General features: G+C 67.5%; 22 protein-coding genes and 4 pseudogenes. 17 read left to right on the forward strand and 9 right to left on the reverse strand.

Going from position 1 to position 22,558, the window contains the following annotated elements; translation table 11 throughout:
• Nucleotides 1-7: 7 nt before the first annotated feature.
• Genes AB0I98_RS31280 through AB0I98_RS31290 form a run of 3 tightly spaced genes read left to right on the forward strand, consistent with a single transcriptional unit; the run spans nt 8 to nt 1,733 of the window.
• Nucleotides 8-316: a GNAT family N-acetyltransferase gene (locus AB0I98_RS31280; RefSeq protein ID WP_362947868.1), complete on the forward strand. Its 309-nt coding sequence runs from the start codon at nt 8-10 to the stop codon at nt 314-316.
• 31 nt (nt 317-347) lie between these two features.
• Nucleotides 348-758 carry a (4Fe-4S)-binding protein gene (locus AB0I98_RS31285; protein WP_362947870.1) on the forward strand — a complete coding sequence of 137 codons (411 nt, stop codon included), beginning with the start codon at nt 348-350 and terminating at the stop codon, nt 756-758.
• 54 nt (nt 759-812) lie between these two features.
• Complete coding sequence (locus AB0I98_RS31290; protein ID WP_362947872.1) at nt 813-1,733, forward strand: NADP-dependent oxidoreductase; 921 nt, start codon at nt 813-815, stop codon at nt 1,731-1,733.
• A 31-nt stretch (nt 1,734-1,764) separates the two neighbouring features.
• Here AB0I98_RS31290 and AB0I98_RS31295 read toward each other — a convergent pair whose 3' ends face one another.
• Nucleotides 1,765-1,998: a hypothetical protein gene (locus tag AB0I98_RS31295; RefSeq protein ID WP_362947874.1), complete on the reverse strand. Its 234-nt coding sequence runs from the start codon at nt 1,996-1,998 to the stop codon at nt 1,765-1,767.
• 255 nt (nt 1,999-2,253) lie between these two features.
• Here AB0I98_RS31295 and AB0I98_RS31300 point away from each other — a divergent pair.
• The 3 pseudogenes from AB0I98_RS31300 to AB0I98_RS31310 all read left to right on the forward strand — a co-directional run.
• Nucleotides 2,254-3,050 (forward strand): annotated as a pseudogene (locus AB0I98_RS31300) (GNAT family N-acetyltransferase).
• A 42-nt stretch (nt 3,051-3,092) separates the two neighbouring features.
• Nucleotides 3,093-3,284, forward strand: a pseudogene (locus AB0I98_RS31305) (IS5/IS1182 family transposase); the annotation flags it as partial.
• A 2-nt stretch (nt 3,285-3,286) separates the two neighbouring features.
• A pseudogene (locus AB0I98_RS31310) lies at nt 3,287-3,742 on the forward strand (pirin-like C-terminal cupin domain-containing protein); the annotation flags it as partial.
• A 536-nt stretch (nt 3,743-4,278) separates the two neighbouring features.
• Here the strand turns inward: AB0I98_RS31310 and AB0I98_RS31315 are convergent.
• The 3 genes from AB0I98_RS31315 to AB0I98_RS31325 form a co-directional block, all read right to left on the reverse strand.
• On the reverse strand, nt 4,279-4,956 hold the full coding sequence (locus tag AB0I98_RS31315; RefSeq protein ID WP_362947875.1) for a GPP34 family phosphoprotein: 678 nt from the start codon (nt 4,954-4,956) through the stop codon (nt 4,279-4,281).
• 94 nt (nt 4,957-5,050) lie between these two features.
• Nucleotides 5,051-5,368 carry a hypothetical protein gene (locus AB0I98_RS31320; protein WP_362947877.1) on the reverse strand — a complete coding sequence of 106 codons (318 nt, stop codon included), beginning with the start codon at nt 5,366-5,368 and terminating at the stop codon, nt 5,051-5,053.
• Nucleotides 5,365-5,700: a hypothetical protein gene (locus AB0I98_RS31325; RefSeq protein ID WP_362947879.1), complete on the reverse strand. Its 336-nt coding sequence runs from the start codon at nt 5,698-5,700 to the stop codon at nt 5,365-5,367. Before AB0I98_RS31325 ends, AB0I98_RS31320 begins: the two co-directional genes overlap by 4 nt.
• 687 nt (nt 5,701-6,387) lie before the next feature.
• Here AB0I98_RS31325 and AB0I98_RS31330 point away from each other — a divergent pair.
• Both AB0I98_RS31330 and AB0I98_RS31335 read left to right on the forward strand, forming a co-directional pair.
• The gene (locus tag AB0I98_RS31330) at nt 6,388-8,124 is read left to right on the forward strand and encodes a pyruvate dehydrogenase (RefSeq protein ID WP_362947881.1); all 1,737 of its coding nucleotides are present in this window, start codon (nt 6,388-6,390) and stop codon (nt 8,122-8,124) included.
• A 364-nt stretch (nt 8,125-8,488) separates the two neighbouring features.
• Nucleotides 8,489-8,740, forward strand: coding sequence for a hypothetical protein (locus AB0I98_RS31335; RefSeq protein ID WP_362947883.1), 252 nt, complete (start codon nt 8,489-8,491; stop codon nt 8,738-8,740).
• 158 nt (nt 8,741-8,898) lie between these two features.
• Here AB0I98_RS31335 and AB0I98_RS31340 read toward each other — a convergent pair whose 3' ends face one another.
• Together AB0I98_RS31340 and AB0I98_RS31345 are read right to left on the reverse strand one after the other, a co-directional pair.
• Entirely contained in the window at nt 8,899-9,561 is a 663-nt protein-coding gene (locus AB0I98_RS31340) for a helix-turn-helix domain-containing protein (protein ID WP_362947884.1), read from the reverse strand.
• Between the two features lie 383 nt (nt 9,562-9,944).
• The gene (locus AB0I98_RS31345; RefSeq protein WP_362947885.1) at nt 9,945-10,424 is read right to left on the reverse strand and encodes a CGNR zinc finger domain-containing protein; all 480 of its coding nucleotides are present in this window, start codon (nt 10,422-10,424) and stop codon (nt 9,945-9,947) included.
• Nucleotides 10,425-10,528: 104 nt separating this feature from the next.
• On the opposite strand from AB0I98_RS31345, the gene AB0I98_RS31350 reads away from it, so the two are divergent.
• Nucleotides 10,529-11,410, forward strand: a complete 882-nt coding sequence (locus AB0I98_RS31350; protein WP_362947886.1) for an alpha/beta hydrolase — start codon at nt 10,529-10,531, stop codon at nt 11,408-11,410.
• 211 nt (nt 11,411-11,621) lie between these two features.
• Here the strand turns inward: AB0I98_RS31350 and AB0I98_RS31355 are convergent, their stop codons facing one another.
• Nucleotides 11,622-12,227, reverse strand: coding sequence for a dihydrofolate reductase family protein (locus AB0I98_RS31355; RefSeq protein WP_362947888.1), 606 nt, complete (start codon nt 12,225-12,227; stop codon nt 11,622-11,624).
• A 741-nt stretch (nt 12,228-12,968) separates the two neighbouring features.
• Between AB0I98_RS31355 and AB0I98_RS31360 the strand changes: the two genes are divergently transcribed.
• The 4 genes and pseudogenes from AB0I98_RS31360 (at nt 12,969) to AB0I98_RS31375 (ending at nt 15,292) form a co-directional block, all read left to right on the forward strand.
• The gene (locus tag AB0I98_RS31360) at nt 12,969-13,136 is read left to right on the forward strand and encodes a hypothetical protein (RefSeq protein WP_362947890.1); all 168 of its coding nucleotides are present in this window, start codon (nt 12,969-12,971) and stop codon (nt 13,134-13,136) included.
• Nucleotides 13,137-13,267: 131 nt separating this feature from the next.
• Nucleotides 13,268-13,480 (forward strand): annotated as a pseudogene (locus tag AB0I98_RS31365) (transposase); the annotation flags it as partial.
• Between the two features lie 81 nt (nt 13,481-13,561).
• Nucleotides 13,562-14,587, forward strand: a complete 1,026-nt coding sequence (locus AB0I98_RS31370; RefSeq protein ID WP_362947891.1) for an NmrA/HSCARG family protein — start codon at nt 13,562-13,564, stop codon at nt 14,585-14,587.
• Between the two features lie 237 nt (nt 14,588-14,824).
• Nucleotides 14,825-15,292: a MarR family transcriptional regulator gene (locus tag AB0I98_RS31375; RefSeq protein WP_362947892.1), complete on the forward strand. Its 468-nt coding sequence runs from the start codon at nt 14,825-14,827 to the stop codon at nt 15,290-15,292.
• Nucleotides 15,293-15,397: 105 nt separating this feature from the next.
• Here the strand turns inward: AB0I98_RS31375 and AB0I98_RS31380 are convergent, their stop codons facing one another.
• Nucleotides 15,398-15,886, reverse strand: coding sequence for a carboxymuconolactone decarboxylase family protein (locus AB0I98_RS31380; RefSeq protein ID WP_362947894.1), 489 nt, complete (start codon nt 15,884-15,886; stop codon nt 15,398-15,400).
• A gap of 121 nt (nt 15,887-16,007) precedes the next feature.
• Between AB0I98_RS31380 and AB0I98_RS31385 the strand changes: the two genes are divergently transcribed.
• Both AB0I98_RS31385 and AB0I98_RS31390 read left to right on the forward strand, forming a co-directional pair.
• On the forward strand, nt 16,008-16,997 hold the full coding sequence (locus tag AB0I98_RS31385; RefSeq protein WP_362947896.1) for a pirin family protein: 990 nt from the start codon (nt 16,008-16,010) through the stop codon (nt 16,995-16,997).
• Between the two features lie 21 nt (nt 16,998-17,018).
• Nucleotides 17,019-17,357 carry a GNAT family N-acetyltransferase gene (locus AB0I98_RS31390; RefSeq protein ID WP_362947897.1) on the forward strand — a complete coding sequence of 113 codons (339 nt, stop codon included), beginning with the start codon at nt 17,019-17,021 and terminating at the stop codon, nt 17,355-17,357.
• Nucleotides 17,358-17,438: 81 nt separating this feature from the next.
• On the opposite strand, the gene AB0I98_RS31395 is transcribed toward AB0I98_RS31390, so the two are convergent.
• A complete protein-coding gene (locus tag AB0I98_RS31395; protein WP_362947898.1) occupies nt 17,439-17,648 on the reverse strand; it encodes a hypothetical protein in 210 nt (69 codons plus the stop codon).
• Nucleotides 17,649-18,109: 461 nt separating this feature from the next.
• Here AB0I98_RS31395 and AB0I98_RS31400 point away from each other — a divergent pair, with 461 nt between their 5' ends.
• Together AB0I98_RS31400 and AB0I98_RS31405 are read left to right on the forward strand one after the other, a co-directional pair.
• Nucleotides 18,110-20,140, forward strand: a complete 2,031-nt coding sequence (locus tag AB0I98_RS31400; RefSeq protein WP_362947900.1) for an ATP-binding protein — start codon at nt 18,110-18,112, stop codon at nt 20,138-20,140.
• Nucleotides 20,141-20,433: 293 nt separating this feature from the next.
• Nucleotides 20,434-21,261, forward strand: a complete 828-nt coding sequence (locus AB0I98_RS31405) for an RICIN domain-containing protein (protein ID WP_362947902.1) — start codon at nt 20,434-20,436, stop codon at nt 21,259-21,261.
• Nucleotides 21,262-22,558 lie beyond the last annotated feature (1,297 nt).

Here is a 22,558-nt window from a genome sequence, read left to right on the forward strand (position 1 = left end):
AGGACACATGACGGTCGAAGTGAGCGACGTGCCCGAGGCGAAGCGCTACGAGGCCCGCGCCGACGGAGAGTCCAGGGTGGCGGGCGTCGCGGAATACATCCGTACGACGGAACTCGTCGCGTTCGTGCACACCGAGGTCGAGCCGGAGTACGAGGGCAGGGGAGTCGGGTCCGCGCTGGCCCGCGCCGCCCTTGACGAGGCACGCGCCGCGAACCTGCGGGTGCTCGCCACCTGCCCCTTCTTCGCGGGCTGGATCAGCCGGCACCCCGAGTACCAGGACCTGCTGTATCAGTCCCGCAGCAAGGTCAGTGACTGAAGAGCCGAGCACGGCAGTGACGGAGGCGGGCATGAGCGGCGAATCCGAGCAGAGGGCATACCAGGCGGAGTCGATCACGGTGACCTTCGAGGCCAGGCGCTGCCTGCACGCTGCCGAATGCGTCCATGGCCTGCCCGAGGTGTTCGACACGGCGAAGCGCCCGTGGATCCAGCCGGATAAGGCTACGGCCGATCGCCTGGCCGAAGTGGTACGGCGCTGTCCCTCGGGCGCGCTCCAGTACGAACTCGTGGACGGCGGGACGGAAACCCCTGACAGGCCCACCACGATCACCCGCAGTTCCACCGGGCAGCTGACCGTGCGCGGTGAGCTGAGCGTGGACACGCCCCAAGGCTCGCGCGCGGAGACCAGAGTCATGCTGTGCGGCTGCGGGCAGAGCAGTCTCCAGCCGTACTGCGACCACGCGGGGCCCTGCGGTCAGTGACGCGGCCGTGCCCGCTTTCCCACATGCAGCACCCAAGACCTTGGAGTCGAGCAGATGTCCCTTGCAGTGCAGTTCGCCGAGTACGGCACCCCTGATGTGCTGCGTATCGTCGATGTTCCGCCGCTCACTGCGGGCCCCGCGCAGGTACGGCTCGCGGTACGGGCCGCAGGTGTCAATCCGATCGACTGGAGGATCCTGCACGGCTACATGCGCCAGGTGATGCCCCTCGACCTTCCGGGTGGTCTCGGTTCCGACGTGGCCGGCGTAGTCGACCAGGTCGGCGCGGGCGTCACCGCCTTCAGCGTCGGTGACGAGGTGCTGGGGGCTTCCACCACCCCCTCCTACGCGCAGTCCGCGCTCGCCGACCCCGCTGCACTGGTCGGCAAGCCGGCCTCCGTCCCGTGGGAGGTTGCCGCGACCCTGGCTGGTACGGGCATCACTGCCTGGGAGGTTCTCAACAAGCTGAAGGTCACCACGGGTGAGACTCTGCTGGTCCATGCCGCTGCCGGTGGCGTGGGCACGTTCGCCGTGCAGCTGGCCGTTGCCCGCGGTGCGCGTGTCATCGGCACCGCGAGCGAACGCAACCATGAACAGCTCCGTTCCCTCGGAGCGGAACCGGTCACCTATGGCAAGGGCCTGGTCGACCGCGTACGAGCGATTTCCCCCCGGGGAGTCGATGCGGTCCTCGACGCCTCGGGTCGCGGTGAGATCCCGGACTCGATCGAACTCGCCGGCGGCCCGACACGCGTCCTCTCGCTCGTGGCCTTCGACGCCGCGAGCACCGGAATCCAGATCCACATGACCGAGCCGGGAGCGGGCGGTCCCGAAGCGCTCCGGGACATCCTCGCCCTCATCGAGGCGGGACGGCTGCGGGTGCCCATCTCGGGTACCTACTCCCTCGACGAGGTCGCGGTCGCGGTGGAAGTGAGCCAGTCCGGGCACCCGGGCGGCAAGCTTGTGGTACTCCCGGCGTAAGGTCACGGCCTTCCGCGACGAATGGCGCGTGTCACAGCCCCGCGGGGACCGTATTCAGCGGTCCTCTCAACGTCTGGACGCCGATCCTCTTGGCGAGGTGGAGGCCCGCCGTGCTGTCGGGTGACGCCACGGACCTGTTGCGGGCTTCCGTGGGCGCGATACGGCCGCCGTCCCGTCGGCCGCCAGGTCCCACGCCGAAGACGTGGACGGCATTGGCGATGAGGTCGAGGTCGTGGTCGTAGGTCACGTCCGTCGCGAGATTCATGGGCGGAGGCCGACGACGAATCTGTCGAAGACGTAGAGGCTGCAGGCCTCACCGGAGTGCAGGCCGCCGGCAAGCCGCATGCGCTGCGCTCCGCTGCCGGTAGCCCAGCCCCACCGCGACCAGCAACCGCGCGCTGGTCGCGTAAAGGTCGCGGATGCCGCCTAAAGCGAGTTGCACAAGGCCGTGCTCGGGCAGCTCAGGGCGTGTGATCGCGGTCTTCTGGTCATGAGATTCACGAGAATGTGAGGAGATACGATGACGGTCCTTGCGGAATCCATCGAGTCGATGGAGCAGCTCGCCGTGGCATGGCGTGCGATGGTGCTCGACCGGGATGCGGATGCGGACGTGCGTGACCTCCCAGGCATCGCAGTCCGGTGGGCAGCCGGTTCGCGTTCTGGAACGCCATCACCTTGACCGATGTAGGCGCTGACGCGAAGCTCTTTCGGCAACGCCTGACCCAGGCGGCAGACATCATGCGGGCGAAGAATTACCCGGGCTTCCTGTGGCTCTTTGAGGATCTCCTCGACGACGGGGCCCGCTCCACGCTGGAGGAAACGGCCAAGCAGGCAGGACTGCAGTACGCCTTCCCCGGCACCGGTATGGCCGGCGACCTCCTTCCCATCCCCGATCCTGTTCACCCGGACCTGACGTTTGTGCGCGTGACCACCGATGAACAGCTTCAGGCGTACGCAGACATCAATTCACGCGGCTACGGTTTCCCCCTTGAGGACGGCCGCGACGGACTTGTCGGCTCCGCGCTCTGGAAGAACGAGGTGCATGCGTACCTGGCCATGCGCGGCGACCTCCCCGTGGCGTGCGCCGGCACCATCGCAGCAGAGGGCCGCCTCTTCGTCGTACTGGTTGCCACGGAACCGGAATGGCAGCGCAGAGGCTATGGCGAAGCAGTCACGCGCAAGGCACTGTACGAGGGCTCCCGGGCCACCGGGCTGACTCGCGCCACCCTGCACGCGACCGTTGCCGGGGCGCCCGTCTACCCGCGTATCGGTTTCAAGCCGAACTCCCCGATTCAATTCTTCAGTTTGCAAAGCTAGAAGCGTGTTGCACAAGGTCGTGAACTGGGCATCTCCGCTGGGGTGCTGAGGGCCGAGCGGGTGTGGGTGGAGACGCTCGCCGGGCTGCAGGCGACGCAGTTTGCGCGGCTGCTGAAGGTAGTGCGGGAGCGGGGCGGCAACGGCACTCTGGTGGGCCGGCCATGGAGCCCGCCGCTGGCCGAACGGGTGCTCATCGTCGCGGTGTACCACCGCACGAACCTGAGCATGCGGCAGAGGCCACCGCCGTCCTGGGCGGACTGGACGGCGCGGTCTCGCCGGGCACGACGTACATACCGCTGGTCGGCGCCGACCTCGCACTCGGCGAAGGCGCGGACGTACGGCTGCCCGTGGAGCCGGACTTCGAGTACGGCGTGCTGACGATGTCCGGGACCACCGAGGTCGACGTGATGCCTCTCGACCCCGGCTCCATGCTCTATCTAGGCTCCGGACGTTCCGAGCTGCCGCTGCGCGCCCTGAGCGACTCGGGGCTGCTGCTTGGGGGAGAGCTGTTTGAGGAGAAGATCATCATGTGGTGGAACCTCATCGGACGAACCCAGGAGGAGATCGCCCAGGGACGCGAGGAGTGGATGTCCGGTGACCGCTTCGGAACGGTGTACGGCTACGACGGCTCGCCGCTGCCCGCGCCCGCCTTGCCGGTGACCCCGCTCAAGCCTCCGGGCTGTACTCGCTGACGTCTGCGGTCGCGCGGACCGGGCTCTGACCGTTCACCGGTGCCAGCCACTCCCGCTGCATCAGCTCTAGAGACCGACGCCTTGCCCCTCGTTGTACGGAATCGCTGCCGACGCTGAGGGCGGGCTGGCACTCGTCGCGGTCACTTCGCCTGGCGGGAGCAGTGCTGCGCCGCCGGTAGTAGCCCGGGCGTACATACGGGGCGGTAGCCAGCACTCCATCGGCTGCCGCCCCTTCGGCCGCTCAGACCACGAGCCGCAGAGCAACCGAGCGAATCACTATCCCGGACGCCCGGCTGCGTTCCAGCATCCGCAGGTAGTTGCCGCCGCAGATCAGGTCGATCTCGTCCGGGCCGAGGTCGCGTTCGGCGAGTCGGCCGGCGGCTTGCTCAGCCGCCCGGCATCCTCGATCCTCTCCGGACCGCTGCTGCAGATCTGCGTGCTGGCGTCGAGCAGGCCGTGTGAGCCATCAGGGTCGACCGCTTTCATCACCGACGCCACATCTTCACCGGTCCCTCCGGCCGCGCCGGAATCCCGCCTCAGTCGACAGCGCTGGTCACGGCGACGGCGCTTCCTACCGAGATCGCCACCAACGTGCGCATCACGGCGGTGTTGACCGCGTCCGCTCCCCAGACTCCCTTCTCGAATTCCTTTGCGCGCTCGTAGACCTTCCCCGACCAGGGAATGGTGGGGTGCAGGCTGGGCAGGCTGCCACTGGCGGAGATGAGCCCGATCAGCACCGCAGTGCGATCGCTGGGCGTCCTCCCGTCCACCAATGCAGCGCGCACCTCCCGCAGGACTTCGGCCTTGTGCCGGGTATTCGCGACAGACAGGGAAGTCGTGGGGAAAAGGCCCAGCCTTCGCTTTCGCTCCCGGCTCACCATGCCCCGGTCGACGAGTCGGTCGAGGACCGGGCTGCGCAGCTCCCCGCCGATCTCGACAAGTAGCGTCTGGACGCCCCGTGTGCGTTCGGCGATCTTCCGGTGCGCGGCCTGGAGCAGCGGATCCGCGACCGAATGGCCGGAAACGGCGTGCACCTTGAGGCCGGTCAGTCCCGTGTCGCCTTCAGCAACCGACACATTGCCGCGGAGGGCGAGCTCGGCCAGCACGGCCCCTCCGAGCGTGTAGTACAGCGTACCCTCGCCAGCGATCGCGCCGGATTTGTCGTCCATCAGCGTGAGCAACAAATCCTCGACGATCAGCATCTCGTTCTGCATGGTTTCTCCGTAAGCAGTGGGGTGCTCAGACGGTGGAAGGCGGACGCCAAGCGGAGGTGAGGCGCGCCAGAGCGGTGCCGGTAGCAACTGCGGTTCAGCGGTCGGGCGGCACGGCAAAGCCGGCCGGGCTTGCAGGGAACTGCACAGTGTTCACAGCTGCATTGACGCCCGGGTACGGCGAGCGTCGGCCATCAGTGGCGCGGTCGTCGGCGGGGCCGTCAACGGCCAGGGCAAGGCTGGCGTTCTCGATCGTGATCTTCTGCTTGGACGGAGTGTCGAGCCAGTCGCGGGTCTGGACGGAACCGATCTCCGCTGCGAGGCGGTGTCCGCCCGCCAGCTTCCAGGCGGTGGACTTGAGGTCGAGGTCCAGGTCCTTCTTGTCCAGCCGGAAGAACAGCTCGTCAAGCATCACGGCGGTGCCGTCCTCGGCTCTTCGCAGTCATGGTGATCCGGGGCCCGGTGATCCAGGTGAACTGCTCCCGCCGGCGCGACCAAACGAACTAGCTGGACATAGTCCTGCCCTCCTTCTGCTGCTTCACTTGGGCGTTCCCCGGCGCTGCCCTGGGGCCGGTCCGCGGAGGCGCCGCCCATCGTCCAGGTAGCTGCCGCCGCCGAGGCTGAGGTGACATGGTTGGCCGCGGCCGGCCATGCCTTCTGGCCGCCCCGGGCGCCAGTCTGCACCGCGTAGGCGGGACAGGTCTTTGCGGGCTTCTTGCCCGTCAGGTACTGGTCGTAGAAGGCCATGGTCTCCTTGAACCAGCTATCGCGTCCCATGGCCAGCGGCCCGTGCTGCCGGTGTGCGGTGCTTCCTCATCGCTCTACGATCTCCTGGGCACCTCGCCTTCGCCATGGCGGTCTGTCACTACTTCCCATTACAAATGTCACTTCAGCGTCAGCACGATCCGCCGAGTCGCGACTGGCAACCCGAAGATCGCCCCATCCGGACCGTAGCCCCAGCGTGCTCTGGCGGATGGGCGCTCGCCGTCGGCTGCCGCCACATCGTTTAAGCCCCCGGGATAAGCACGCGACACGGCGCGTGGCTGCCGGACTGCCCGGTGTCGTGCACGCGCAGGTATTCGCCGACGCCTCAACCCGACCAGGCTGCCCGAGATCGCCGACCACCTGGACACCCACGGCGCCGACGCGGTGAGGTGCTCAGTGCCTGCTTCCAGATGCCCTACCTGTCGCCAACCCCGTCGCCGACAACGTGGTCGGCCTGCCTGTCGTCATCGCCACCTCCTTGCAGGAGCTGAAGGCTCTCGGCTCCTGCTGTCCGTCCTCGGCTCTGGGGCACTCGTCAGGGTCTGGCGGCTGAGCCGTCTCCAGCGGCGATCCCTGGCACCCATGAGCTTAAAGTGGATGCATCAACTATATTGAGGCTGTCGAGAGTCACACGAGACCGGTGTGCAGCCCGAGAGGAGAAGTCCGGCGATGCGGAATCTGACTGTGGCCCAGCAGATGGTGGACATCCTGCGCCAGGCGGGCGTGGAGCGGATCTACGGCGTGGTGGGTGACAGCCTGAACTCGGTGGTCGACGCGGTGCGCCGTACCGACGGCATCGAGTGGGTGCATGTACGGAACGAGGAGGCCGCCGCCTTCGCCGCAGCAGCGGAGGCACAGTTGACCGGCAGGCTCGCGGTGTGTGCCGGAAGCTGTGGCCCCGGAAACACGCATCTGATCCAGGGACTGTACGACGCGCACCGCTCCGGTGCGCCCGTGCTGGCACTCGCCTCGCACATCCCGTCCCACCAGATCGGCACCGGATTCTTCCAGGAGACACACCCGGAACGGCTGTTCACCGAGTGCAGCGACTACTGCGAGATGATCAGCACCCCCGGGCAGATGCCCCGGGTTCTGCGGATCGCCATGCAGCGGGCTCTTGGCAACAGCGCGGTGTCGGTCCTGGTGATACCGGGCGATGTCGCGCACGCCGAGGCGACTCACCCGACGGGAAGCAGTGACCTGGTCACTGAGCGCGGCCGGGTCGTCGCGCCGGACACACAGGTTCGGGCGCTGGCCGAGAAGTTGAACGCGGCACGGAAGGTGATGCTGTTCTGCGGAGCGGGAGTGCGGGACGCGCACGCCGAGGTCATGGCGCTCGCCGAGAAGTCTGCCGCCCCCATCGGTCACACCCTGCGGGGCAAGGAGTGGATCCAGTTCGACAACCCGTACGACGTGGGCATGAGCGGTCTGTTGGGCTACGGCGCCTGCTTCGACGCGATGCACGAGGCCGACCTGGTCGTCCTGCTCGGCACCGATTTCCCGTACAACGACTTCCTGCCGCAGGCGCGGACCGTGCAGATCGACCACGATGCGGGCCGCCTCGGCCGTCGCACTGTGCTGGAACTCGGGGTCCACGGCGACGTCCGGGAGACACTGCGGGCTGTGCTGCCGCTGGTCGAGGCGAAGCGAGACCGTGTCTATCTGGACCGGATGCTGCACAAGCATGCCAGGTCGCTGGAGAAGGTCTCGGCTTACACCCACGACGTCGAGCGGCACACCCCGATCCACCCTGAGTACGCGGCCTCGGTTCTGGACGAACTCGCGGCCGACGACGCTGTGTTCACCGTGGACACCGGCATGTCCAACGTGTGGGCGGCGCGCTACCTGACCCCCAATGGACGGCGACGGGTGATCGGTTCGTTCCTGCACGGCACGATGGCCAACGCGCTGCCGCACGCCATCGGCGCGCAGTTCGCCTACGCCGGCCGCCAGGTGATATCGATGTCGGGCGACGGTGGACTGGGCATGCTCATGGGCGAGCTGCTCACAGTGAAGCTGCACGACCTGCCGGTGAAGACGATCGTCTTCAACAACTCCTCCCTGGGCATGGTGAAGTTGGAGATGCTGGTCGAGGGACTGCCCGAGCACGAGACCGACCACGAGCCGGTGGACTACGCGGCGATCGCCCGCTGCGCGGGCATCGAGGCGATCCGCATCGAGCGCCCCGGGGATGTCGTCGAGGGACTCAAGCGGGCGCTCGCCCACGACGGACCGTTTCTGGTCGATCTGGTGACCGACCCCAACGCGCTGTCGATCCCGCCGCACATCTCGGCCGCCCAGGTCAAGGGATTCGCCTTCGCCGCGGGTCGGACAGTGCTCGACGGCGGAGTCGGCAAGATGCTCGACCTGGCCCGCGCCAACCTGCGAAACGTTCCCCGCCCCTGAGATGGTCGCCGCACTCATCGAGGTCCGGTTTCACGACCCCAGCGACCTGACGAAGGGCCGGCGCAATCACTGTGCCCAGCTTTCCGTGGGCCACCGGGCTCCTCACGAACGCCTCATCGGGACACCCCCGGCACCGACTTGTCGGTGACATACCGGCCGCCCTCGCCGTCTGATTCAGACGTGCTCCCAAGTGGGAGGGACGCCGATGGTCGCCTGCTCTCGTAGCCATTACGCCGGGACGCATCAGCACTGAGACTCGCCCAGAAACGGTCGTCACACCTGACGGGACTTCATATTGAGGGACCGTGCCTGCACGCCACCGATTACCCCCCTGCGCGGGGTCCACGGAAGGGAATCACCATCCATGAGCGAGGAAACGCCGACTCCTGACCTCCGGCACGGTCCGATCCGGAGAATCGTTGATCTTCTGAGGGCACATCATGAACGGGCGAAGCAGCAGCACCAGGAAGCGGACATAGCTGATTCGATCGCCGCTGCCGCCTTCGACCTGGGGGCCGACATCGCACGCCCAGTCGCTCTTCCGCACGAGGGCGCCGGTTTCGACGCTGAAAGTGATCTCGGGATCGTCAAGCAGCCACCGGAGTGGCGCGGATAGCTAGGCGGCGCAGGGGACCGGACGAGCAAGGCTGCCGAGGTGGTCGGTGATCTCGCCCTCGAGGGCGGAGTCCAAAAGCCGCTTGGTCAGCTGCTGCAGCAGCCCTGAAGGGAGTTAAGTACGGCTGCACCGCTCTGTTGGGGTGACGAGCACGCGGTTCAGCGCTTCACAGGATCACCTACGGCACCGCCTGTCGCCCTGCGGATGGCCTGAGCAATCCATGCGGCAGTGTCCCCGAGCTGAGCAGGATCAACGCCTTCCAGGAGCTTCGCGCCGACGTCCTCGTTGATGATGCGGAGCGCGGCGGAAGCTGCTGCGGCGTGGAGACGCACGTCGATGTCCTCGACCGGAAGCTTGAGTCGTTGGGCGATGATGCGGACCATTTCCCGCTCCACCTGATCGCACGCCATCAACCAGGCCGTCCGGATGGCCGGCTCGTCGTCGGCCAACCGGATCATCTTGATAGCGAGCCCATTGTCAGCCACCTCGGTCGGCGTCGCCTTCCGGGCCAGCTTTGTCGCCTCCACGACGAAGTGGACCTCCAGCGGCAATTCAGGCGGCCAGCTACGCAAGATGGCCATCTCGGTGTCGACGCCTTGCATCACGATGGGTTCGGCACAGCTTTCCTTGCTGCGGAAATGACGCCAGATCGTGCGAGTGGACAGCCCGACCGCCTCAGCGATCTGATCACCGCTGGTCGCAGCCACGCCCTGGTCCCAGAACAGTTGGCAGGCCTCACGGGAGATCTCCAGGCGGAGACGGTGCCGCCGCTGGTCACTCATTCCCCCTCTGGTGCGCTTGGTCGCGACCGCAGCAGCCACGTGCCTCCCTCTCGAACTCTTGGTGAGTGCCATAATGACATTCAGTGACACCAGGCGGCGACGCAGGTGCTGACAGAGCCGAACGAACGGTGTAACCGGCTGGCGCGGTCGGCCGCGCTGCTGCTGGTGGCGGCGCTGTTCGATCAAGGCGGCCTGCTGCGATGAGGTGGGCGTGTTCAGTGCGGTCCATCCCGGTCAGGGATGGTTCGGCCAGGCGGTGCCTGAGCTGGAGCCGGGCTTCCGAGCCGGGCGGGCGGCCGGGGCCGGGCCGGTTGGGTTTCGGCGCACGGGCTGGACAGGGCAAGTTCGGGCGGAGGTTCCTGAACCCCCGGCGAACCCGGGCGGGGGTGAGCCGCCCGGGCTCGGCCGGCTTCTCCACAAGCTCAGCGGGTGCGTTCGTAGTGGCGGCGTGCTTTTTCGCGGTTGCCGCAGACAGCCATCGAGCACCAGCGGGCGCGGTTGGCGCGGCTGCGGTCGAGCAGGAACAGCCGGCACTCGTCATTGGCGCAGGGCCGTAGCCGGCCGGGCATGTGCTTCTCGGTGGCGGCCCAGGCGAGGACCACCTCGACGGCCAGCCGGGTGTGCGGGGGAGTCTTGAGTGTCCACTGCAGACCATCCGAAGTGATCTCCGGGGTTTGGCGGACCCCTTCGAGCAGCGGACTCAACGCGGCGGGCGGCCTGTCTCCACGCACTATGTCCCGCAGGATGTCGCGCGTCTCGCGCAGCAGCGCTAGTTCCCCGAGGCTCCCTTCGCCGCCGTGCTCCCGCGCCCAGCGTCTGCCTCCGGCCGGGTCGCCGAGCGCGTCCTGTTCCTCGCCGTTGACCAGTGGCCTGCTGTTGAGCAGGTCCAGCAGCGTGTCCATTGGGTGCCACTCTCTCTAACCGCATTGAATCATTTGACAGGTTAGTTCATCCCGTGCTTGCATGGCGAGGAACTAACCGGATTACGCATTTAAAGGGGTTAGAAATGCACTCGGTGCGCCACCGGACCGCCACTGTCGACGGCTACGAGATCTTCTACCGCGAAGCCGGCCCCGCCGACGCCCCCGCGATCGTCCTGCTGCACGGCTACCCAACCAGCTCGTTCATGTTCCGCGAACTCATCCCGCTGCTGGCCGACGACTACCACGTCATCGCGCCGGACCACCTCGGCTTCGGCCACTCCGACGCCCCCCTCGTGGAGGACTTCACCTACACCTTCGACGCCCTCGCCGAACTCACCTCCGGACTGCTCGACCAACTGGGCCTGGAGCGCTACGCCCTCTACGTCCAGGACTACGGCGCCCCCATCGGGTGGCGCCTCGCGCTCAAGCACCCCGAACGGATCTCCGCCCTCATCACCCAGAACGGCAACGGCTACGAGGACGGTTTCGTCGAGTCGTTCTGGACCGACGTCTGGGCCTACGGGGCGAACCCCAGTCCCGAGACCGAACCCGCCGTACGCGCCGCGCTGAGCGTCGACGCCATCCGCTGGCAGTACGTGCACGGCGTGTCCGACCCGAGCCTGGTCAGCCCGGACACCTGGGAGCACGACTTCGCTCTCGTCTCCCGCGAGGGCAACGACGAGGTCCAACTGGCACTGTTCCGCGACTACCAGAACAATCGCCCGCTCTACCCCCTGCTGCACGAATTTCTGCGCACCAGCGAGGTCCCGGTGCTCGCCGTGTGGGGCCGCAATGACGAAATCTTCGGCCCGGCCGGCGCGCAAGCCTTCGCCCGCGACGCAAAAGACGCGGAGGTGCACCTGATCAACGGCGGTCACTTCCTGCTGGAGAGCCACCTGGACGTCGTCGCGGGATATCTGCGCGGCTTCCTTGGGCGGGTGCTGGACCGAGCGGGTGTCTCGTGACTGAACTTCTGGCGCCGCCTCGCCCCGCCGCCGGCCGCGGACGTTTGCCTGATGAGGATCTCTGAAATCGGCCAGGGACGCTCTTCCCTCCACTTCGTTGTGTCTTGAAGCGTGTGGGGAATGTAGGGAGTGAAGAGCACGTGCGAGGGCCCAGCGACCGAAGCCGCCGACGCCGGCCTGGCGGCCGTCCAGACCGGCGGACGGGGCGACGTCACGCAGGGACGCCGAGCGGCGGGTGCTCGAGCACGCGGGGCTTGTACTCGACCAGCTGGATGCGGCCGTCGAAAGTGCGGTGCTCGATCATCTCGAGGGCAACGTCCGGATAGCCGTCGTAGATACGTTCTTCGCCCGTGGCCCCGGTGATCACCGGGAACATCACGACCCGGAAGCGGTCGACGAGTCCGGCTCGTAGCAGGGACCGGCTCAGGCTGAGGCTGCCGATCGTGCTGAGGAGCCCCGAGCCAGTCGACTTCATGGCGCGGACCGCCTCGACGGCGTCGTCGCGGACGAGCGTGGAGTTGGCCCACGTCAGTGGCTCCTCGAGCGAGGAGGAGAACACCACCTTGGACGCTTGCGTGAGCTCGTCGACGGACGCCTCTTCCTCGGGCCTGAACTCGTCTTGGCCCTTCGGGACCTCGCCTGCGGCGAAGCCCGACATCAGACGGTAGGTGTTCGCTCCCATCAGGTAGGTGACCTCGGGCTGCTCGCCGAGCCATGCGAGGTACTCCGGGCCCTCGAGGCCCCAGAACCCGGGCCATCCCTCTCCCGATGCGTAGCCGTCGAGGGAGGTAATGAAGTCGACCAGAAGCTCCGACATGGCGGTGTCCTTTCCTAGGGTGTCACGAGCTTGGACCGGCCGGGAGCCACAAACTCATCGGCCGCGCTGTGGAGCAACGAGAAAACCCATGACGCCGCAGCCGATCAGGTCGGCGGAGCGGCACTGCTTCGGAGGGCCCGAGGCCTACATGATTGCGCTATGCACGCAGTCGGGTAGTGATCTCCGCGCGACTGGCAACGGCGGTTTGAGTTCTATCAAAGCCCCAGCTCAGCCCCACCCGCGAACGGCCCACCCCGCTCCACTGGGTGATCGGTGAGGCCTCACTGCCCGACGTCGACGGCGGGTGCTTCATCCACTCACCTGCGACGGCGGCGGAGCACTTCCGTGAGTGGTCGGGTCGCCCGGGGAATCTCACCCCCGGGCGACCCGACCACTGAGTACGGCCCCGCTCCGAGGTCGCCCCGTCCAGCTTGCAGGAGTTCCTCGAACAGCTCGGCCGCCCGATCGCGAACCAGACCTAATTGTCGGCCGAGGACAAACGGGCCCCTGCCCCAGGAGGTCATTCCACAGTTGGGGAATCGCGAGCAAGTGTGGGGACACCCCTGAGCAGGCGGGTGGCCAGTTTCAAAGAGCGCCATCATCCCGCCCCTGGGAGAAGCCGGCCGAGCCCGGGTCCGCCGGGGGGTCAGGAACCTCCGCCCGAACTTGCCCTGTCCGGCCCGTGGTGAAATCCCGGACTCGATCGATCTCGCTTGCGGTCCGACACGCGTCCTCTCAATCGTGGCCTTCGACGCCGCGGGCACCGGAATCCAAGTGCACATGACCGAGCCCGGAGCGGGGAGTCCCGAAGAGCTCGGTGACGTCCTCACCCTCATCGAGGCGGGACGGCTACAGGTGCCTATCGCGGGTACCCACCCCTCGACGAGGCTGCAGTGGCACTGGCAGTGAGCCAGTCCGGTCACCTGAGCGGCAAGCTCGTAGTACTGCCAGCCTGGAGCTTGGGCCTGCGTAGTCAGGCCTCCGCCCCGTCGGCCGAAGGTTCGGCGCGCCTGAAAGAGGTCCAGCGGGGCGGATAGGTCTCGAGGGTCAAGTGCGGGACCGCTTCGGTCGGGGTCGCCCGGCAGTACTGCGGTGCTCTGGGTAAGCGGGCCAGCTGTCAGGTAGCGGCCGGCGTGCACGCGGCCACTGACGGCCTCCTCGCGGCCCTGAACGCCGCCCGCGTGTGGGCCGAACTGGGCTTCTGGCCGGTCGCGTTGTGCCACTCGGGTGACCTTCGCAGCGAGCACGGCTGAATCTTGCGCCACATGTTGATTAATCAACCAGAGTGCGCTTCAGTTGATCCATCAACAATATGCTGAGGTAGGGACAGCGGCATGAGCGAGAAGAAGGTCGTCGCGGTTGCTGGAGCCACGGGTGCGCAGGGAGGCGGTACCGCGCGGGCGATCCTCGCCGATCCGGACTCGGGGTTCACGGTGCGTGCGCTGACCCGGAACCCCGACTCACCCGCGGCCAAGGAACTCGCGCAGCTCGGTGCGGAGGTCGTGCGGGCGGATTTCCATGACGAGCCGACCGTGCACGAAGCGTTCGAGGGCGCCTACGGCGCTTTCCTCGTTACCAACTTCTGGGCGCACGGTTCGGCGGCCAAGGAGATGGAGGAGATCGAGGTTCTCGTGCGGGCCGCGAAGAATGCCGGGCTGCGGCATGTGGTGTGGTCGACGCTGGAGGACACCCGCGAACTGCTGCCGCTGGAGGACGAGCGTATGCCCGTCCTCCAGGAGAAGTACAACGTCCCGCACTTCGACGCCAAGGGCGAGGGCAACGAGCTGTTCCGGCAGGCCGGAGTGCCGACCACCTTCCTGAACACCACCTTCTACTTCCAGGGCTTCCTGTCGATGATGGGTCCCAAGCGTGCCGAGGACGGCGTACTGACGCTGACCTTGCCGCTTGAGGACGGCAAGCTGCTGGCCGGCGTCGACGTGAACGACATCGGCGGCACGGCACTCGCCATCCTCAAGACCGGCGAGCGGTTCATCGGCCAGACCGTCGGCCTGGCGGGCGACCACCTGACCGGCGCCCAGTACGCGCAGAAGCTGGGCGCCGCGATCGGCGAGCCAGTGCGCTTCCAATCACTCGGTGCCCTACGACGTCTTCCGCTCCCTGGGCGTACCGGCGGGCGACGAGATCGCCAACATGTTCCAGTACTACGGCGACTTCGACCAGGAGTTCACCGGATCCCGCGACCTGCACCTTCTGCGGGAGATCAACCCGGCACTCAAGAGCTTCGACGACTGGCTCGCCGAGAACGCCGCGAACATCCAGGTGCGCTGACCTGCTATCGCCGGCGGGCCACGCGCCGAGGGTGCCGCTTTTCCGGCGGGCACCCTCGGAATGCCGAATGAGGGGAACGCGTCTTCACCGGCGCGATGTCGTGCCACTGAAGGGGCAAGAACGGGGGCACTGGGAGCTCCCCGATTGGCGGGGCTCCTTCGGCTGAGGCGGCATCGCTGGTCGGTCGACCGAGCCAACCGTTGTGGACCGAGGGCCGGACCGTCGACGAGCGGCAGCGGCCTTTCCATGGAAGAGCGATGCGTAGGTTGACGGCGGAGCAGCAGCATGCGTGGCGGAGCTTTGTCCGCATGCATGAGAGGCTCATGGGCCGGTTGTCTCGCTTGCTGCAGACGGAGTGCAACGTTTCGCCTGCAGATATCGCCGTACTGGTCGAGCTGACGGACGTACCGGAGGGGCGGCGGCGGTTCCTGGACGTCGCCAGGGCGTTGGAGTGGGAGAAGAGCCGGATGTCCCATCACATCGCCCGGATGGTGAAGCGTGGTCTGGTGGTGCGGGACAGGAGTCCCGAAGACGCCCGTGGCACGTTCGTGGTTATCACAGACGAGGGGCGAGCGGTGATCGAAGCAGCCGTCGCACGTCATGCGGAGGCGGTGGGTGAGCTCTTCCTTGACCACGTCACGCCGTCGGAGCTGCGGTTGCTGGCTCGGATTTCCGAGCGCGTGGTGGAGAAGCTGGACGAGGAACCGTCCTTTCTGGATCGGGTGGCCCGGCCTGCGCCATTTGGTCAGCACAAGCGTCGCCGCGGTGGTGGCTGAGAGCGGATTGAGCCTCATGAGGCTTGTGCGACTCGTCAACCAAGTCTTGTCCGCTCCGCTGGACTGGCCACGTCCAAGGCCAGCGGTGTGGCGGGCCAACCACCTCTACTTGTCGTGACGCGGCGGTACGGGGTGCTTGCTCATGATCGACACGCGATTGAACGCATTGATGGTGACCGCCACCCAGATCGCGGCTGAGATCTGGTCTGCGGAGAGAGCCTGTCGGGCGTCCTCATAGGCGGATGTCTGGATCGTGGCGTTCGCCGGATCGGTTGTGGCCTCGGCCAGCGCCAGGGCGGCGCGCTCCGAGGAAGAGAACAGGTCGGTGTCCCGCCATGCGCTCAGGACTCCGAGTCTCTGCGGTGATTCACCGGTGCGCAGGGCCGCCCTGGTATGCACGTCGAGGCAGTAGGCGCAGCCGTTGAGTTGCGACACGCGGACGTTGATCAGTTCCACGGTGATGCGGTCGAGCCCGGCCTCGGAGGCTGTTGCCCGGACCGCCTCCGAGACCTGCACCAGAGCATGGAAGGCCTTGGGGCTCTGTTTGTCGATGAAGATCCTGCGGGGTGGGGAGCTGTGGGTCTGGTTGCTCACGTCGGGCCTCCTTCGGGCCACGCTCTCAGTGGCCCGCGTCCGTGCGGGTGCTGTGGCCATCGGCCTGCCTCCGTGGCATCATAGTTGACGTAACAACTAGCCTGTTGAGGAGGTGCTCTCGGTGAGCAACCCGGAAGGCGATGTCGAGGCTCTACGCTGCGGTGCGCTCGTCGAAGGCGACCGGCCGGCCGGAGCTCCCCGGGTCGATGTCCTGTCGGCGCGTGAAGTCCCCCTCGGCGGTCCACGTGCGATGCGGGTGCGGCGGACGCTGCCGCAGCGGGCGCGCACCCTCATCGGCGCTTGGTGCTTTGCCGACCATTACGGCCCGCACCAGGTCGCCGAGTTGGGCGGCATGGACATGCCCCCGCATCCGCACACCGGACTCCAGACGGTGACCTGGCTGTTCAGCGGAGAGGTCGAGCATCGCGACACCCTGGGTACCCACTCCCTGGTCCGGCCCGGCGAGATGAACCTCATGACCGGCGGATACGGCATCGCCCACTCGGAAATCTCCACGCCGGACACCAGGGTCATCCACGGCGTCCAGCTGTGGGTCGCGCTGCCCGAGGAACACCGCAACGCCGCCCGGGACTTCCAGCACTACGTGCCCGAACTCGCGCCGACCGGCGGGGCCGAAATCAGGGTCTTTCTGGGCTCGCTCGCCGGCCGGACCTCCCCGGTCCGGGCGTTCACGCCGCTGCTCGGCGCCGAGATCGTCATCGAACCTCGCGCGGCGCTGTCTCTCGCCGTGGACACGGCTTTCGAGCACGGCCTCCTCGTGGACAGCGGGGACATCCGCCTGATCGACACGGTGCTGCGGCCTGCCGAACTCGGCTACGTCCCTCGCGGCGCGGACACCCTGACGATGGTGAACGAGACCGACGCCCCGGCGCGGGCCATCCTCCTCGGAGGACCTCCGTTCGAGGAGGAGATCGTCATGTGGTGGAACTTCATCGGTCGCAGCCATGAGGACATCGTGAAGGCCCGCGAGGACTGGGAAACCTTCTCCGAACGCTTCGGCGTCATCCAGGACTCTCCCAGCGGTCGCCTTCCCGCACCGGTCCTGCCGAACGCCGTCATCACACCGCGCCGCAACCCACCGACCCGCTGACCCCCTGACGAAAGGCACACCATGAGCGAGACCTCCACCAGCACGTTCGTCGAGCGTGCAGACGCCGATCGGCGGTACGAGATCCTGGTCGACGGCCGACGTGCCGGTCTGACCGCCTACCGTGACCTGGGCGTGCAGCGCGTCTTCTTCCACACGGAGATCGACGAGGCGTTCGCCGGGCAGGGGCTGGCCTCACAGCTGGTCCAGCAGGCACTCGCCGACGTGCGCGCATCCGGAATGCGGATCGTCCCGGTCTGCCCCTACGTCGCCAAGTTCCTCAAGCGGCACGACGAGTTCGCGGACATCACCGACCCGGTCACTCCTGAGGTCCTGCGGTGGCTGAAGTCGCAGCTTGGCTGAGTATCCATTTGCCGTCTCGGCCTGGCCGGCGGCGGCAGCTCGTCGGTGACGATGCGGGCGCCACGCAGCCGCGTGCGTGCATCAGGGCTGATCGGGGCGGGGAGGGTCTGCGAGCACACCGTCGTGGACGACGTGGAGAAGCTGTCCGTCCAGGCGCAACGTGACGCGCTGGTTGGCGAGTTCGTAGCGTGCAGAGGTTGCCCGCGGCCCCTGGAGGTTGACGGCCTCGAACTCCTCTTTGTCCACGGTGTGGCAGAGCAGGTACATCCGCTGCGGGAGGGTCAGGTTCATTGCATCCTTCGTGCCGGGCCGAGGCCTCCGTGGCACCCGACGTGTCACACCAGGGCGCCGGGCAGAGGTATGGGGGAACTCCCCCTGAGCATGTGACACCATGCGGCAAATTGACACCAAGTGACAGCAGTGTTTGAGTTCTCGCGGTTGTCGCGGCGTGTCGGCCCATAGGGATGGCTCGTGCGTGGCGCGGGACGCGCGGCAGTGAGGGGCAACGGGATGACGCTGGACGCCGCCGCATACGTACTACTTCAGGGTGTCCCGGCCGGTCGTCGTGGGTCCGGCAGCAGGCCGGAATTCTGGTGAGGAGGGTGATGGAGACGGCGACGGACCGCGCAGTCGGCTGCCGAACAGAGCCCTTCGGCCGCGGAGCGGTTCGGGCGGTTGAGACCGCGCTCCATGCGAGGGCGACCGATCGACGGCAGTTCACAAGGTTGGAAGATACGGAAGTACCTACGCCCATGTCTGTCGACTCCCATGGAAGCGTGCTGGCCGCACTGCGGAGAGAATCCTTCACCGGGCGCGCCGCCGAACTGCGGCTGCTGCGGGAGCTGATGCGCAACGAGGCCCGGGGCTGCTTCGTGGTGTGGCTGCACGGCATGGGGGGTGTCGGCAAGAGCACCCTGATGCTCCGGTTCGCAGACGAGGCGCGGACGCAGGGCACGGTCGTACGGACGATCGACATGCGCTGCACGGACGCGACACCGGATGCCTTCCGGGCCGCGCTGGAGGCGCAGGGACCGCCGGAAGAGGCGCAGTTGCTGCTGATCGATTCCGCGGAGTCGCTGGGTCCGCTGGAGTGGTGGCTGCGCGAGGAGTTCCTGCCCCGTATGCCCACGCACCTGCTCGTCCTGGTGGGCTCGCGCCGGCCCCCGGAGACCGAGTGGCGCACCGACCCGCAGTGGTGGCACGCGCTGCGCAGCGTGCGGCTGTCGCGCATGGACGACGCCGAGGCGTTCCTGCTCCTGCGCAACCGGGGTGTGCCGGAGTCCTCGGCGGCCGACACCGTACGGGCCTCGCACGGACTGCCACTCGCTCTGGTTCTCTTCGCCGACGCCAGGGAAGCATCCGCGGGGACAGCCGGGCCGAGCGGCGAGCGGGAGCTGTACGACTCGCCCGACCTGGCACGGGAGCTGTTGAGGTTGCTGCTGCGGGAGACCCCGTCACCGGCCAGGTCCGACGCGCTCCAGGTACAGGCGCTGGCCCGGGTCACCACCGAGGAACTGGTCCGGCGCACCCTGGACGTGCCGGTGGCGGAGGCCCAGCTGCTGTTCGCATGGCTGCACGGACTGTCGTTCGTGGACAGCACCGCCGCCGGTCTCATACCGCACGGGCTGGTGCGAGAAGCGCTGCTGGTCGATCTGCGCTGGCGCGATCCGGAGAAGTACGAGCGCCTGTTCCGTCGGCTGCACGCGCATCTGGCAGAACGGCTGACCCAACGCACCGGTGGCCGTTGGGCGTTCGGTGCCGGCCTCGCCCACCTCGGGAGGGCGAGTTCCGTCGTCCGCGAGGCGGCGGACTGGAGCGGTACGGACCGTTTCCAGTTACGGTCCGCACTCTCGAAGGACCTGCACCCGGTGCTGGCTGCCATAGAGCAGGAGCACGGTGTCGCGGCCGGCCGTCTCGCCCGGCAGTGGTGGGACCGACAGCCCTCGGCGTTCGTCGTCGCTGAGGACGACCGTGGTGACCTCGTCGGCACACTCGTGGCGCCCTGTCTGGAGCCGGGTGCCACGAACCTGCCCGATGATCCGGTCGCGCATGCCGCGCTCGAACACTTGAAGGGCCGGTCGTCATCGCTGCGACGCACGGAGCGACTGCTGCTGGGGCGTTGGAGCACCGGCAGCGCGGTGGCTACATGCTTCGCTCTCACCACCTTGTGGGCGACCACGCCAGGTCTCGCGGTGAGCTGGACGTGCGCGGCACGGGAGCAGGAGGAACTGTCGCGGCTCCTCAGTCTGTACGACCAGCAGCCCGGGGAGACGGTCACTTGTGCGGACGGTGAACCGATCCTCTCGTTCGTGCGGGACTGGCGCGGCATGCCGTTCGCCCGCTGGGCGGAGGCACTGAGCACCCGGCTGCTGGCCGACGAGCCCGCAGCGGCCTCCGCTCCGGCCGCCGAGCCGGTGACACCCGCCATGCCGTGGCCGGAGTTCGTGGGTGCCGTCAAGTACGCCTACCAGAAGGTCTCGGAGCCGGAGCAGCTGGCGCACAGCGCGCTTCTGCGTACCCGGTTGGTGGCGTCCGATGCCGGCCCCGCCGAGCTGCGCCAGGTACTCACGGAGACCGTTTCGCAGTTGCGGGCGCAGCCCGGCCGGCGGCAGTTGGCCGACATCCTGGAGATCACCTATCTGAACGGGCCACGCAGCCAGCAGGCCGCGGCCAACCGGGCGGCGCTGTCCTTCAGCACCTACCGGCGCCGGCTGTCCGCCTCGCTGCTGAAGGCGGCAGAACTGCTGCGGGAGCGCGAGCTGTACGGTCCGGTGCCGCGATGAGCCGGATCCGGCCCGGTCCGCCCGCCCCGTGCACCGGCGGCGGTCTTCGTGTCCCGGGACCGGCCTCGCGCGCCCCCCCGGTGCCCGGCTGCCCGGACCGGGATCCGAGGGCCGCGTCCGGGGCGGGAACGGAGCGGGCGGGATGGACGCTTCGGCACACACACCGTTGAAGCCTCTGCGAGTTGGGAACGGCATTGAGTGAAAACGACCAGGACGAAACGAAACGGCGGCAACGGGCGCGGTTCGCCGACGCACTGACGACCAGTGCCCAGCAGCCAGGAGAGCGCTCCCGCATGGGGACCCGGGTCGCCGGCGCGGTGGCCGTGCTGGCACTCGCCGCGGGCGCCACCCTGGGGGTGGGCGCGTGGCGCAGTTACCAGGCCGACGAGGAGGCGCAGAAGGCGGAGCTGGCGGCCGAGCAGGCCGCGGCCCACGAGAAGCTCACCAGATCCCCGTCGCCGTCCACCGAACCGAAGGTGACGAAGAAGGAGACGGTGCCGAAGAAGGAGACGGTAACGGAGCCCGGCACGAGCGTCGAGCGACGGGTGCCCGACCCCGTTGTCACTCCGTCGGCCTCTCCGACGAAGAATCGGACTGAGACGCGGGCGGAGGACGTGGCCAAGGCCGAACTGCAGAAGCTGACGGCCGTCTCTCGCACGGTGCTGCTGAAGAACGTGTTCACCGGGCTGTGCGCCGATATCCCGTTCAACGAAGCGGGCAAGAAGGGCGAGGACGTCAACCAGTACTACTGCGACGGCACCGACCAGGACAACCAGCTGTGGAGGATGACGTCCCCTCGTCCCGACGCGGGCCCTGGCGGCACTGATCTCGTGCAGTTCGCCAATCTGAAGGACGGTCTGTGCATCGACCTGCCGACCCGCGGGGGACAGCCTTCGGGGACCGGGCTCCTGGAGGCCCACTGCACCGGAACCATGGGCGACAACCAGCTGTGGTGGTTCGATCCGGCCGGGGACGGCAGCGTCATGATCCGCAATTACGCCAGCAACCACCTGTGCCTCATGGTCAATGGAGTGGGCGCTGAGAAGAAGGAGCCGGACCAGCGGCTGGTGATCGGCTCGTGCGGTTCGCCGGACGACACCCGCTGGCGACTGATCGAATGACCATGGCCGGCTGACACAGTCCGGGTGACCGCTCCAAAGCCGGGCGGGAGACAGCGCCCCCAGGCAGTCGTGTGGACGCAGGCGCTCGGCTGGGGTTTCCAGCCGAGCGCCTGCGTGGTTCGCCAGTGCGTTCGGCGGCGACGGTGTCCCGGTCCTCTGGGGCGGCACCCGTCGGGCCGGAGGGTGCCGTGTCCGCCGACGTGCCTTCCTCCCGGGCCGGCCCTTCAGGCGGCCTGCGCCGAGCACTCCGTGTCGTCGAAGAGTGAACTCGGTCCGTGCACCGCAGAAGATCTGGACGTGACGTAACTTACCGATTAGGCCAATGAGTTCAATTCGCTACAGTCAGGCACAGAAAATCGCTCACCTGCTGAAGTGGGCCGCCGGATGGCGGGGAGACCTGAGAGGGGAGAGCGCGTGGTCCTACTCTCTCCGGCTGGGTGGTTCACATGCTCTGCTCAACGGGTGGATGAATAACGCCAAGTTGACGTCCAACCTCACCCCGGAAGAACGGGACCTCATCAACGCAGCTCGCCAGGCGTCGAAGCACAGCAGGGCGAGAAGAGGATTCAAAGACGACAGGCAGATGGAACGGACCCGCTAGGCCCATCGCCACCCACTCCGTCGGCAGGTTGTCGTGGAATTGCCGCTGACGCTGCCTGAGTTGCTGTTCGATGCCATGGGGCGGCGAGGGCGATTGTGAGTGCTCATCTGAAGCCATCATGTCGTGACCAGACTGTCCGTGAACGACAGGATGTGTGGATTCGCTTTGCTGTGCAGCCCGGGAAATGAAGTGACCTCACCCGCTCGACAGGGGACCGGGAATATTGCCGCCGGCGCGCCGCAGGCGGCGGCCTCGGCGCTGCGCATCCTGTGGTAAAGCCACGACACTGATCACCGGAGCCCATCGCGGCATCGTCCGCCATCTTGCAGCCCAGCTCGTTCACTCGTCACTCGGGGCGCGAAGGTCTATGCGACCGCGCGTCGGCCGGAATCCATCTGCGCTGGGAACTGGCCGGGCGGCGGATCCTTGTCACCTCGCTACAAGTCCGAGAACGAAGCCTGAACGCCGATAGGGCGGGTGGGTTCAGGTCGTCCCGGGCCGCGTCCGTGCGTCGCCGCCCTCCTCCTCTTTCGACCAGCCCTTGGGCACTCGTGCGCGCATCAACTCACACGTGGTCAGTACGGCCGGGGCGAGGCGAACGCGCGAGGCCCAGGCGCACTGGGCACGTCCCACTTGTTGTGTTCAGAAGGTGCCCAGGTTCTGCTCATCTGGCCCGGCCGTCGTTACGGCGATGTT

The sequence above is a fragment of the Streptomyces sp. NPDC050211 genome, assembly GCF_040656035.1.
Taxonomy (GTDB): domain Bacteria; phylum Actinomycetota; class Actinomycetes; order Streptomycetales; family Streptomycetaceae; genus Streptomyces.